Here is a 12,616-nt window from a genome sequence, read left to right as displayed (position 1 = left end):
AGAGTTTATAGACAATAGCTAATCATTTTGGAGGTAACTATGAGTCAATTCGATTGGAAAGTATTAGATCGTAATTACGAAGATGTCATTTACGAAACATATAATGGGATTGCTAAAATTACAATTAATCGTCCAGAAGTGCGTAATGCATTCCGTCCTAAAACAGTGATGGAGTTAATCGATGCGTTTACCATTGCTCGTGAAGATGCAGAAGTGGGCGTTATCATTTTGACTGGTGCTAATCATGGTCAAGGAGAAGATAAAGAAGCATTCTGCTCTGGTGGTGACCAACGTGTTCGTGGAGATGGCGGTTATGTGGGGGATGATAAAATTCCTCGTCTAAACGTATTGGATTTGCAACATTTAATCCGTATTACTCCAAAACCTGTTATTGCTATGGTTAACGGTTTTGCTATTGGTGGTGGTCATGTATTGCACATCGTATGTGACCTTTCTATTGCCTCTGAAAATGCAAAATTCGGTCAAACAGGTCCTCGTGTAGGATCTTTTGATGCTGGTTACGGTGCTGGATACTTAGCGCGTTTAGTAGGCCATAAAAAAGCTCGTGAAATTTGGTTCTTATGCCGTCAATATTCTGCAAAAGAAGCCTTAGACATGGGACTTGTCAATACAGTAGTTCCATTTGATCAATTAGAAGCAGAAACAGTAAAATGGTGTGAAGAAATTCTTCAATTATCTCCAATGGCACTTCGTTTCTTGAAAGCTTCCTTCAATGCGGATACAGATGGTTTAGCTGGTTTACAACAATTTGCAGGGGATGCGACTTTATTGTTCTACACAACTGATGAAGGTAAAGAAGGTCGCGATGCATTTAAAGAAAAACGTAAACCTAATTTCAAACAGTTCCCTAAATTCCCTTAATGGGTTAGGTTATGAAGTGGTTATATAATCGAGCACAAACACATGGAGATAAGCTTTTTTTAAACGAGCTTACCTATGGTATTGTGTTGGATTTAACAATAGCTACAGCAAAACGACTCGCTCCTCATCTTCGAGGGGAGAGTCGTATTGCTTTATGGGCAGAAAATTCAGTATCCATGGCGATACACCTATTTGCTCTATCTGCATTGGGTATAGAAACAGTGTTGCTGAATACGAATCTGACTGAACGAGAAGTGACCGAACAGATGGAAAGTACGGGAGTTCAAACCTTATTGATGTCTGAAAAAATGACACAGATATGGCGAGCACAGAAGGGAGCCTGTGACATAGCGGTCACAGATGTTTCTACTTATGAGCATAGCCATAGTCAAATGGACCGACAGTATTTGTGCTTTTCTACATGCATAGACACTGATTTAAAGGCTATTTCTTCTATGCATAATGGCGGAGATGTTAGGAAAGAAACTACTAATGGTGTAAAATATGCATCTATCAAAATAGATAATGAAGAAAATCCTAATATGGACTCTTTTAGAAATAGATGCAATCATCTGGGTGATGTTAAAGATTCTACAGATTGCGAGAGTAATCTAAACTGGAATCTATCTGATGAAACAGTATTTTGCATCATTAATACCAGTGCTACAACAGGCAAATTCAAATCAGTCCCTGTCCGATGGTCTCAAATCGAGTTTCATGTGAAAGCTTCTGCGAAAGTGCTTGGCGTGGAGGAAGATGACAATTGGCTTGTTGTGCTCCCTATGTTCCATGTCAGCGGCTTATCTATTATTTTACGTACCTTGTATAATGGCACAAGAGCTACCATTCGTGAAAAGTTCTCGGAACAAGTTGTACTAGATGCATTAGACACAGAAGATGTTACCATAGTATCTTTGGTGCCCACTGTGTTACAACGCATAGTAGAGCGCATACAAGCACCGGCTTTACGGGCTATCTTATTAGGTGGTGAGTTCATTCCCATGCCACTGCTACAAGAGTGCGTACAACGAAACTTACCGGTCTATAAGACGTACGGCATGTCAGAAACCTTTGCACAAAGTACGACCTTTAGTGTTAAGGATTATCCGAATAAATTAGCCTCTGTAGGATATCCTTTAGAGGGGGTTACCATTGAAATTCGCAATCCTGATGAAGAAGGAGTAGGAGAAGTGTGGCTTTCATCCCCGATGCTGATGAAAGGATACCTTAATAAAGAACCTATTAAAGGCGCTTTTAATACAGATGACATTGGTTACATAGATGAAGATGGATTTTTATATCTTTTGAACCGCAGAAAAGACATCATCATTTCTGGGGGTGAGAATATTTATCCTAAGGAAATCGAGGATGTCTTATACGGAATGGACGGTATTTTAGAATGTGCAGTCATCCCGGTGTCAGATCCTAAGTGGGGACAAGTGCCAGTGTTGTGCGTAGTAACAAATCGTTCCGAAGAAAATATATCACAATATCTACTCAGTCGTTTAGCGAAGTATAAAGTACCGAAACGAATGATATATTTTGATGCATTACCGAAAAATAGTATGGGAAAAATATTGAGACAAGACTTGATTCACACAGTAGAAAGGGCATAGTATGAAGGAAACCTCTTTATTAGAACAATTACAAATAGAGACATTTCACTGTGCTGGACAGGCCTTTCAAAGTACTATGAGACTGTCATCCTTTCATGCACAACCCTTTGGGTTCGTCAACGGCGGCGTGTATTTGGCCTATGGAGAGGCATTGGCTGGTATGGCATCAAATGCGATATTGGCACAAGAAATGACGGAGCCTAGTAAAAGAGGCGTAGGTTCAGAGCCTATCAAACAACGAGTAGCGGTAGGTCAATCGGTGACGGCTAATCATGTGAGACCGAAACGATGTGAAGGATATGTAGTAGCACGTGGTCAGTTGTTACACAAAGGTGGTCGAAACCATGTATGGACGATTAATATCTTTGATGAAACCGATCAGTTGTTATCTCATATGACAGTGACAAATAGTATAATTAACGTGTAAGAAATTATGTTTATTAGTCGGAATTTATGTATAACACGATGTTATCGTTACATCCATGTTAATTGTACAAAAACATCTATAGATAGATTGGTAGTACACCGTTACACTTTATAAATAAGTAGCATAAGTCTGAATAAAATTAATATGTTATACAGTATTGTATTGACTAGAAAGGAGGTGCATAGTCCATGAAAATAGATATTATATCGTTGTTCCCAGAGTTTTTTGATGCCTTTTTTATCCATTCCATCATTAAACGTGCCTTACAGGCAAATCGATTGGATATGAAAGTGACTAATCCAAGGGAGTTTTCTCATAGCAAACATGGTCAAGTGGATGATACTCCCTATGGCGGAGGCGCGGGCATGCTCATGAAAGCACCTCCTCTCTTTGAAGCTGTAGAACATGTGTTGCAGATGCCTATAGAAGAACATCGTCGTACAAAAGCAAATCATAAAAGCCATGTTGTGTTTATGGGACCGACGGGGAAACCGTTTACGCAAGAAAAAGCAAGGGAACTAGCCGCCTACGATCAACTTGTCATCGTTTGTGGACACTATGAAGGGGTAGATTACCGGGTAGAAGAACACTTAGTGGATGAAACTATATCTATTGGAGATTATGTATTAACGGGCGGTGAATTGCCAGCTATGGTAGTGGCCGATGCAGTGGCGCGTATGATTCCTGGTGTTTTAGGAGCAACATCGGGAGCTATAGAAGATTCTTTTTATCATCCTGTACTTGAGTGTCCACAATATACGAAACCACAAGAATACAGAGGCATGGCGGTGCCAGATATATTGTTGAGCGGTCATCATAAACATATTGAGCAGTGGCGATTAGAAGAGTCATTGAAACGAACTGCTTTACTGAGACATGATTTGTTGCAACGAGAATTAACTGTAGATGAACTTAAGGCTCTGAAACGATTACTAGATAGAGTGGATTCTGAAGAGGAACAACAAGTACTTTCAAAATTGATAGAACAGTCTACTTTCACAGAGGAAAAGAGGAAATAAATGGCGAATTTATATATTGGTCTCGTTCATTATCCCATTATGAATAAACATGGTGAGGTGATCACGACGGCCATCACGAACTACGATATCCACGATATTGCCAGAGCATCCACAACCTATGATGTGGAACGGTATTTTATCATTCACAATGTACCGAGTCAACGTGAATTGGCAGAAACCGTCATGAGTCATTGGAAAACGGGATTTGGCAGTACCTACAACCCGGATCGAAAGGATGCTTTCAAACATGTGGAACTCGTCAATTCCATTCGACAAGCTATCGATATGGTGACAGAACTGGAAGGGCAGACGCCAATCGTGTGTACTACGGATGCACGGACCTATGATAATACCATTACCTATGCGTCGCTCCGTAAATCACTTGAAAGTGAGAGCCGTCCTGTGGTAGTATTATTTGGAACGGGGTATGGTATGACGAAGGAAACCATGGAAGATTTCGATTATATTTTAGAACCCATCTACGGACATGGTGAGTACAATCATCTTTCAGTTCGTAGCGCCGTATCAATTATATTAGACCGCTTACGAGGCGAAGCGTGGTGGAATAAATAGGAGGACAGTATGTCAGGACATTCTAAATGGTCAAATATTAAACATAGAAAAGGTAAAAATGATGCGTTAAAAGCAAAAATTACCACAAAAATTAGCCGTGAAATCACAGTAGCTGTGAAAGCTGGTGGCACAGATGCAACTGGCAATATGCGTTTGAAATTGGCGTTACAAAAAGCTCGTGAGAATAATATTCCTAAGGATAATATCCAACGTGCCATCGACAAAGGTGCCGGTGCAGGGGATGCGAACAACTACGAAGAAATTACATATGAAGGATACGGCCCAGGCGGTGCTGCCATCCTTGTAGAAGTGATGACAGATAACCGTAACCGTGCTGCAGCAGACGTTCGTCACGCCTTCTCCAAACGTGGTGGCAACTTAGGTGAAAGTGGCTCCGTTAACTGGATGTTTAAACGCAAAGGTGTATTCGTGATTCCCCAAGAAGGCAATGATGAAGAAACATTGACATTATTGGCTCTTGACGCTGGTGCAGAAGACATCAAAGTAGAAGACGATGTATTCGTTATTTATACATTGCCAGAAGATTACGATGCCGTAGAAGCTGCCCTAGCAGAAGCATCCGTCGCTACAGATATGGCACAAATCACAATGGTTCCAGATACTAATATGGAATTAACCGGTGATGACGCAGTGAATATGCAACGAGTACTAGACATGTTGGAAGACTTGGACGATGTACAAGATGTGTATCATAATTCAATTCTCAATATCTAGTAGTTAGAAATGCTATGAAGTAGCACTCTACAAAGGTTTTTGAGAGTGCTACTTTTCTCACTTATACCCTAAAATAAGTGAAAAATAAAACGGTTGCACAACCGTTGCACAACCTTTTCATATGATAACTATTACAGAAATCAGAATGAATATAAAAAATAATTAAATTTACATATCTAATTATTGGGGATTAATTTTAATAATTCAGGGTAATTAGATTATTTGTGATGTAAAGAATTTTTAGTGATTTTTCTCTACCTGGTTAGGCAAATTTTCAAAAATTTTTTAGCAAATGAACATTAATGAAAAGAGCACAGCTATTATGGCTGTGCTTTTTTTATTTCATAGAATGATTTAGATTTTCTCTATACAAAATGGCTTATGAGTACTACAATTACATTAAGAAAGGTGTTGGTAAATATGGATAACCAATATAAGGATAATCAATTTTGTATTACTGTAGAGTATGAAAAGTTGGAATCAAACCCAGAACAAATCTTTTTAGGCATAGCAAAATTAATAGAAGGATTACAGTATACAGATAAACAACTAGTTGGGTGTATAGCGAAAGATATAGAGCCAGTTGTATTACTAGATAATATTGAACAAGGTTCAATTAAGATATTTTTACGGTCTGTTATTGAGTCTATACCTGATGAAGGACTAGAAAAATGTGATATTAAACGTATCATAGGAGCATTCTTAGTGAAAGCTAAGTATGCTATATTGAAGGCCACTAGTCAAAATGAAACAATACAAACTCATCAATTGGATCAATTAGAAAAAGAAATTGATGTATATGCAGAAGATACAGGTGCTAGTATATTAGGGTGTTATACACAAGTAGATAGAGAAAGTATTATCACTAGTATGGCAAGGATTACAGATGCTGTGGATACAATGAGACCAACTGATCGTGTTAAATTTGAAGCGGAAATAGGTGGTAGCGTACATACTATCTCAATACCTAAAGAGTTACACGTGGATGATGATGTTACAGATTCATTGGCTAAACATGAAGTAATTAATCAGAACACCTTTATTTTAAAAATACACAAGGTAGATTTTATGGGAAACTCTAAATGGGAATTTAGATTAGGAAAAAGTAAAATTTCTGCACATATAGAAGATGATGATTGGTTAAAGAGGTATAAAACAGGTAAGATTGTATTAGTGCCAGGTGACTCTTTAAAAGTATTAATGGAAGTAAAAATGCAATATGGAAAAGGTTATGATTTAATTTGTACCCTATTTAAAATTATAAAAGTACTTGATGTCATACATACAGAAGAGCCAATAGAGGAAAACTTATTTTAAATGTAAAAAGCACAGCCTAAAAGCTGTGCTATTTTTTTGTAATATCACAAATATAAAAATTTGACAATTAACAACTAATGAATTATAATTAACACGTAAGTTAAAAAGTTTGTGGTTGTGTTTATTTGTAAGGGGTGTTAATTGTGGTTACTGACTATGGAAAGCTATTAAGGAAAATAAGGATAGACCATGATGAGATATTGAAAGACATGGCTGGTAAGTTAGAGATTACATCAGCCTATTTATCATCAATTGAAAATGGTAAGCGGCAGATTCCTATTAATATGACAAAAACTATTGTTGCGAAATATAAATTAGATGACTTTATGGCAGATAGTTTATTGGAGGCAGAAGATAGTATTAAAAAGAATGTAGAAATTAATCTAAATGCAGCAAATCAATCTCAGAAGACTGTAGTTTTATCTTTAGCAAGGCAATTTGAACAGTTAACTGATGAGCAACTTGAGAAAATACGCCAAATTTTGGAAGAGTAGGTGATGTAATATATGGCAGGCTTAATTGTAAAATCTCTAACATTAAAGGATATTCGTGTAATGTGTAGTAATATAAGAATGCTATTGGGAATTTCAGTAGATGAATATGTTGATATTGTAAAAGTACTTGAACATCAGATTACTTCATGGGGCGTAGAATTTGAAGTAGTTCCTGTTAAAGAAATGGGGCATATACATGGAGAATCTATATTAGAACATAATATAATACGAATACGAGAAGATGTTTACAATAGAGCCTGTGAAGGATGCGGTCGAGACAGACTTACGATGGCGCATGAATTAGGACATATAATACTGCATCGAAAAGAAGACATTACACTTGCAAGACGTGAAGGTACAATTCCACCATATTTGGATCCAGAATGGCAAGCGAATGCATTTGCAGGAGAATTACTAGCTCCGTTCAAATATATAAAACATATGGATATATTTGATATATCGACAAAGTATGGAGTTAGTATAGAGGCGGCTTCAGTTCAAAAGAAAAGGAGGAAATAAATGATTAAAATAAAAAAACAGCCACCAAGTGGCTGATTACTTGGGGCTGTGCAGTGGAATCTAAGTTAGATTCCAAAATCTGAACGTAAATGTGTCAGACTATAATAAAATACCACCTTTATTCTAGCATTTACTAGATGATTTTGCAACAGCCCAGAAGGGAGGCCCTTATGTGGATATTCTGTAAAGAATACACAAATCGATGGGGCAAACGAATGGTAGCCAGTGATTATGGCTATACATGTTGGCGCTTTTGGGTTCCATCTAAGAAAAAGAAAGCCTCTTAAGATAACTTGAGGCACATAGTGAAACAGTAAGCTACCCTGCTGACAATAGCATACTACACGAAGAAAGCCACCGTATTATGCGGTGGCTTTTTTGTTATTCAACCATACTCATCAATTCCTCGCTAAACTTCACAGGTAATGTATTAACGGCATCTAGGAATTGTTTTCTAGTCTTATGGGTATATACGTCACTGGTTACATCTCCGGTATGTGTATGACCTACAATGGATTTTAGAATATAGATATCCATATCGGCATTGCGTGCCAGGGTGATGAACGTATGACGTGTGTCATGTGGTTTATGCTTAGATAATCCTAAGGCTTCACATAAACGCTCTATAGGTCTTGATAGACGTGTAGGGATTAATTTAGGGGGAAGCAATGTTTCAGAACGTGAGAAATGTGCTTTACTGTAAATCTCTTTTATAAAGGGCATAATACAATCAGCTAAAGGAATCATACGATCTTTACCAGCAGCTGTTTTTGAACCACCAATTACATATTGTTCCTTTAGATTTACATTCTCTAGCTTCACCTGGTAGAGCTCAACAGGTCTCATTCCCGTATAGATATAGATTAGTACTACACGTACAAGGATATCGTCAGTATGTTGCCATAATATGGAAATTTCCTCTGGTGTAAATGGTTTATGTATGTTTGATTTAACGGCAGGAGGAAGTGTAATATCCAGAGCGTAGTTCTTTGTGATAATATCATTTTTAATAGCTTCTTTAAAAGCACCATTGATGGCCTTATAAATAGCATCATGGGAAGAACGTCCTAAATGCTTATATTGATCAATGATGTTCTGTAAGTGAATTAATCGAATGTCTTTTATAGGCATGGACCATATACTGGAAAGTTTAGGTTTCACAGCTTCAAATTTTCCTTTCTTTATATCTATACCTTGGCGTTGCTTTTCTAGTAACATCCAGTCCCAACATTGATAGAAGGGAACTGTATCGCGATGCACTTTCATAGGATCGTAGACATAATTAGCGATGGCATCGTAGGCTTCCTTTTGTGTAGCAAAGGTACCAATTGTTTTACGAATATTTTTTCCATTGCTATCTTGGCCAATATACACCATAGCACGATATGGCTTGCGTAATTTTTTATGTTTCATTTTATAAACGGACCCAGTTCCGTTTGCACGTTTCATTGCCATAACATAACTCCTGTAAAAAAATAACCCTCTCTATATAATAGAGAAGGTTATTTTCCATACAGGTCCCCTGAGGGATGATTGCACTTATCTTGTCTCTATTATATATAAGTCCATAAAATATATCAATAGATAGTAAAAAAACTCGCCAACCCTTAGGTTGACGAGTGATGTACTTTGCTCGTAAGGTCAGTACGTTTTCCCTAGTAACAGTATACTTAATGAAAAGATACTCGTCAATAAGTGTTATGGTATATGATACAACTTTATGAACAATTATAAGAAAACTAAGAATGAATATTTAAAAAGCATTATTAACTGGATATAATTGAATATTTTTATATGATTCAACTGCTAAGTTAGGACTAGTAAACAAATACTCTTTTTCTAGCCTGGTCACATTAGCAGAATATTGTAATGAATATGTAAAAGTTGGAAGATCCTTATAAATTTCATATATCTCATCAGTTTTATCATATGTTGTTATCCAATTATACTCATCGAAGCTTCGGATGGTCTGATATAACGATACGTGATCTTGATGAGTAAAAGAGTTTTTATAAAGGTTTTTACCTTGCCTATAATAAGGTGGATCAAAGAATACAAATAGTTCATTAGGTGGTAGATGTCTAATGACAGAAATTAGAAGATTAGAGGCATCTAAATTGTATAGCTGGATTTTATCTTTTTTGCTAGCGATTTGATATATTTTTTTTATTAATGTTTGCTTTGTAAAGCGACAGTCGATGGAATATTTTGAAGTCTGTTTTAGTCCCCCAATGGGACCACCAGTAATAATACCAGCTCTATTAGTACGATTTAAAAAGAAAGTAGCATAGGCAAGTTCAAAACTATAATGCTCATCATTGCAATGTTGTAAGTAGATTTCTCGTTGCTTGTGCCATTCCTCAATTGTTATAGGGGTATTGATGATAGACTCAATTAATTGTTCAGTTTCATTTAAGACAGCATTCCAAACAGAGAAAATACCGATGTCTAAATCATTTAGGATGATAGATTTTACTGTATCGGAAAGTAGAAGATCTATTGAAATCCCTGCTCCACCAGAAAACGGTTCACAATAAATCACTTTATCCAGTTGATTAATTGTTAAAAGATTGGAGACAAACTTAGAAAGACTAGATTTACCACCAGGATACCGTAGAATAGATTTTGTATGTGACATAATTTCACCTCCTTATCTAAGGATAACCCAAAATGACTAGTATTGGCCAATATATAAAAAGCATACTAATATAACTCATCTACAGCTTGAGTAAACTCTGTAATAAATGTATTGACTTCCTCTTGGTGTTCTAGTTTCCAATATTCTAAAAGATGTGTTTCTTTAAAAATAATTAGGAACTCGTTAAACCATTTTTTATATACTTCACGAGGGGGATGATTATCACATTTACGTTTTAAATCTTCACACATATTTTTAATAAAACTTTTTGTTATGTTGAAACGTTCAGCAGCTTCATTATCATAGTAATCATTTATAAATTCCGACTTACTTTGTAAAAACTCTAATAGACTTTTTTCTATTGATAATGATGTTGGTAATATAAGAATATGAGATTTCTGCGCATTTAATAATTTGATTTCCTCCACCTTAGATGTTTCAGTTCTAATATCTCCATCAATAATAATAACTCTATTGTTGAAAAAGCTTCTATCACACTTGGCTAGTGATATGATTTCATTACTACCAACATTTGTATCAAGTAAGTCTATTTTAGAAATATAATTATCAGGAATAAGCTCATTTATTAACCAACGAGCCTCTGCATCTTCTGAGATAATTTTCACCTTAGGTTTAGAAACCATAGAGATAGATTCAGTTAATAGGTCACGTATTTTATCAATATCTGGTGAGTCATAGTGTTTTGGGGATATTTCATGATTAGCTCGTGAAAAATAATGAACTAGAATAGGGGGCGTTGGTGTATTAGGATGTGATGTGTTATCGCGAGTTTTTATTGCATATTCTAGTAAAGAAATACTATGAGTGGTAAATACAATTTGTAGCGATAGTTTTTTAGAAATATCATATAAATATTTGAAAAGCTTAACTTGTGCAGAGGGATGTAGAGCAGCGTCAAGTTCATCAATTAGTAGCAAACCACCTTGGTAATCATCACCTTGTTTTTCCTTTAGTTTTGCAAATGATTCTACCGCTAATAAAATTTGAGCTAAATTATCTTGACCTGCAGAGTTAGAAATGTAATTATAGGTCGAGGTATTAACTCCAAAGGAAACCTTTTTTTGAATATCTGTTAGATGAACTTCGTTGGTATATTCAATCGTTTCATGTAGAGATAAAATGTCAGAGTATGTATTTAATAAGTCCTCAGATATATTAAATGGCTTATTTTTATTGGTAGAAAGTATAGCCTCTCCTAGAGGGTAAAGACGGGTTAAGCCTAAATATAAAACAGGCCATTTATTTTTAGCACTGCTTTTTGACCCATCTATTTCAGAATTAGGGATTAAACGCCCACGTTTTGTATCTTTCCCTTTATTTTTTTGCCAAGATATACGATAGTAGAGTTCTTTACCAGTATCAAATGTAACAGTTGCAGCCTTGGACTCTTTTTTGTCAAATTCTTGTGACATTTTAAAAATTTCACTAAACTCACAACGGAATTGAGGTTTTAAAATAGGAACTCCTTGTTTCTTTTTTAGTTCGCTAGAATTTCCTAATAGCCCTAAAATAGTAGATTTTCCTACCGCATTAGTACCTGTAATCACCGTAATTCTAGAACCTAGTTTAATTGAAGTGTCTTTAAATAATCGAAAGGAATGAATATCTAATTTAGTAATTTTCATAGAATAACTCCATAATATATAAAACAAGCAAAAGGATGGAATGCTTATAATGACTTTAAAAATAAAATATGCTCTACCAACTTAGAAAGTTGTTCTTCAGAGAAGTCCTGGATGAGATCTAGGACTTCTTTTTATCATTCCAATATCGTCAAGAAGATTTAGAAAGTTTGAGGAAGTTAATATAGTCAAATAGCTTATCATATTGTTCGTCGGTAAATGAAGCGGTCTCAGCAAGTAGAGTTTGTTGTTGAGGGGTGTATGTGATAGTCTTCTGTTCTATAGGATTAGGCTCACCTATGTAGCCAGGAGATGGAGAAGAGGTAGAATAATTATTTTGTGGACGTACGGATTCCATAGGAACATCATAGCCCATGAGCCATGCTTCATTTACATTAAGTGCTTTTGCAAGAAGATATATATTATCTTGTTTTGCTTTCCAACGACCTGATAGATACGAACTGATGGCGCCCCTGGATATACCTGATAGTTGAGCGAGTTCTATAGCCTTAATATTTTTTAGTTTTAAACTTTCCTTTAGACGTTCACTGAAAGTTGCAACAATCTTAGACATGTGTAATACCTCTTAATAATATAAATCACAAATTATATTTATAATTATAAACACCATGTTTAGATAACGCAACTATTTTTTGATATTTCAGAACATAATGTTTAGAAACCCAAAAAAACTATTGACACATAAAAAAATAAAAGGTAGAATATGTTTAGAAAATAAAACAAATTTTATTA

General features: G+C 35.8%; 13 protein-coding genes. 9 read left to right on the top strand and 4 right to left on the bottom strand.

Features of this window, described 5'->3' with window-relative positions:
- Nucleotides 1-39: 39 nt before the first annotated feature.
- The 9 genes from menB to EO121_RS07565 all read left to right on the top strand — a co-directional run bounded on the left by menB (nucleotide 40) and on the right by EO121_RS07565 (nucleotide 7,582).
- The gene (menB, locus tag EO121_RS07605; RefSeq protein WP_009352753.1) at nucleotides 40-882 is read left to right on the top strand and encodes a 1,4-dihydroxy-2-naphthoyl-CoA synthase; all 843 of its coding nucleotides are present in this window, start codon (nucleotides 40-42) and stop codon (nucleotides 880-882) included.
- 11 nt (nucleotides 883-893) lie between these two features.
- Entirely contained in the window at nucleotides 894-2,498 is a 1,605-nt protein-coding gene (menE, locus tag EO121_RS07600) for an o-succinylbenzoate--CoA ligase (protein WP_127167198.1), read from the top strand.
- 1 nt (nucleotide 2,499) lies between these two features.
- A complete protein-coding gene (locus tag EO121_RS07595; RefSeq protein ID WP_127167196.1) occupies nucleotides 2,500-2,925 on the top strand; it encodes a PaaI family thioesterase in 426 nt (141 codons plus the stop codon).
- Between the two features lie 188 nt (nucleotides 2,926-3,113).
- Nucleotides 3,114-3,944 (top strand): tRNA (guanosine(37)-N1)-methyltransferase TrmD, encoded by an 831-nt coding sequence (gene trmD / locus EO121_RS07590; protein WP_127167194.1) that lies wholly within the window; start codon nucleotides 3,114-3,116, stop codon nucleotides 3,942-3,944.
- Nucleotides 3,945-4,517: an RNA methyltransferase gene (locus EO121_RS07585; RefSeq protein WP_009352767.1), complete on the top strand. Its 573-nt coding sequence runs from the start codon at nucleotides 3,945-3,947 to the stop codon at nucleotides 4,515-4,517. It abuts the gene before it with no gap.
- Between the two features lie 9 nt (nucleotides 4,518-4,526).
- Nucleotides 4,527-5,252 (top strand): YebC/PmpR family DNA-binding transcriptional regulator, encoded by a 726-nt coding sequence (locus EO121_RS07580; RefSeq protein ID WP_127167192.1) that lies wholly within the window; start codon nucleotides 4,527-4,529, stop codon nucleotides 5,250-5,252.
- A 381-nt stretch (nucleotides 5,253-5,633) separates the two neighbouring features.
- Nucleotides 5,634-6,569 (top strand): hypothetical protein, encoded by a 936-nt coding sequence (locus EO121_RS07575; RefSeq protein WP_164725894.1) that lies wholly within the window; start codon nucleotides 5,634-5,636, stop codon nucleotides 6,567-6,569.
- Between the two features lie 209 nt (nucleotides 6,570-6,778).
- Nucleotides 6,779-7,063, top strand: a complete 285-nt coding sequence (locus EO121_RS07570) for an XRE family transcriptional regulator (protein WP_240629410.1) — start codon at nucleotides 6,779-6,781, stop codon at nucleotides 7,061-7,063.
- Between the two features lie 12 nt (nucleotides 7,064-7,075).
- Nucleotides 7,076-7,582: an ImmA/IrrE family metallo-endopeptidase gene (locus tag EO121_RS07565; RefSeq protein WP_127167186.1), complete on the top strand. Its 507-nt coding sequence runs from the start codon at nucleotides 7,076-7,078 to the stop codon at nucleotides 7,580-7,582.
- Nucleotides 7,583-7,963: 381 nt separating this feature from the next.
- On the opposite strand, the gene EO121_RS07560 is transcribed toward EO121_RS07565, so the two are convergent.
- From EO121_RS07560 to EO121_RS07545, 4 genes are all read right to left on the bottom strand, one after another.
- A complete protein-coding gene (locus EO121_RS07560) occupies nucleotides 7,964-9,037 on the bottom strand; it encodes a tyrosine-type recombinase/integrase (RefSeq protein WP_127167184.1) in 1,074 nt (357 codons plus the stop codon).
- Between the two features lie 298 nt (nucleotides 9,038-9,335).
- Entirely contained in the window at nucleotides 9,336-10,220 is an 885-nt protein-coding gene (locus EO121_RS07555; protein ID WP_127167183.1) for a DNA adenine methylase, read from the bottom strand.
- A gap of 65 nt (nucleotides 10,221-10,285) precedes the next feature.
- Nucleotides 10,286-11,866 (bottom strand): ATP-dependent endonuclease, encoded by a 1,581-nt coding sequence (locus EO121_RS07550; protein WP_127167181.1) that lies wholly within the window; start codon nucleotides 11,864-11,866, stop codon nucleotides 10,286-10,288.
- A 148-nt stretch (nucleotides 11,867-12,014) separates the two neighbouring features.
- Complete coding sequence (locus tag EO121_RS07545; RefSeq protein WP_127167179.1) at nucleotides 12,015-12,437, bottom strand: helix-turn-helix domain-containing protein; 423 nt, start codon at nucleotides 12,435-12,437, stop codon at nucleotides 12,015-12,017.
- Between the last annotated feature and the right edge of the window lie 179 nt (nucleotides 12,438-12,616).

It is taken from the genome of Veillonella sp. CHU732, assembly GCF_003992085.1.
Lineage (GTDB): Bacteria > Bacillota > Negativicutes > Veillonellales > Veillonellaceae > F0422.
Note: the sequence above shows the minus strand (reverse complement) of the source record. Positions and strands in the feature narration are given on the sequence as shown.

Bases quoted from the DNA above. Each gene is read 5' to 3' on its own strand.
- EO121_RS07565 (WP_127167186.1), top strand. From the start codon at position 7,076: ATGGCAGGCTTAATTGTAAAATCTCTAACATTAAAGGATATTCGTGTA.
- EO121_RS07560 (WP_127167184.1), bottom strand. From the start codon at position 9,037: ATGGCAATGAAACGTGCAAACGGAACTGGGTCCGTTTATAAAATGAAA.
- EO121_RS07585 (WP_009352767.1), top strand. From the start codon at position 3,945: ATGGCGAATTTATATATTGGTCTCGTTCATTATCCCATTATGAATAAA.
- EO121_RS07575 (WP_164725894.1), top strand. From the start codon at position 5,634: ATGAGTACTACAATTACATTAAGAAAGGTGTTGGTAAATATGGATAAC.
- EO121_RS07570 (WP_240629410.1), top strand. From the start codon at position 6,779: ATGGCTGGTAAGTTAGAGATTACATCAGCCTATTTATCATCAATTGAA.
- EO121_RS07545 (WP_127167179.1), bottom strand. From the start codon at position 12,437: ATGTCTAAGATTGTTGCAACTTTCAGTGAACGTCTAAAGGAAAGTTTA.
- menE (WP_127167198.1), top strand. From the start codon at position 894: ATGAAGTGGTTATATAATCGAGCACAAACACATGGAGATAAGCTTTTT.
- menB (WP_009352753.1), top strand. From the start codon at position 40: ATGAGTCAATTCGATTGGAAAGTATTAGATCGTAATTACGAAGATGTC.
- EO121_RS07550 (WP_127167181.1), bottom strand. From the start codon at position 11,866: ATGAAAATTACTAAATTAGATATTCATTCCTTTCGATTATTTAAAGAC.
- trmD (WP_127167194.1), top strand. From the start codon at position 3,114: ATGAAAATAGATATTATATCGTTGTTCCCAGAGTTTTTTGATGCCTTT.
- EO121_RS07555 (WP_127167183.1), bottom strand. From the start codon at position 10,220: ATGTCACATACAAAATCTATTCTACGGTATCCTGGTGGTAAATCTAGT.
- EO121_RS07580 (WP_127167192.1), top strand. From the start codon at position 4,527: ATGTCAGGACATTCTAAATGGTCAAATATTAAACATAGAAAAGGTAAA.
- EO121_RS07595 (WP_127167196.1), top strand. From the start codon at position 2,500: ATGAAGGAAACCTCTTTATTAGAACAATTACAAATAGAGACATTTCAC.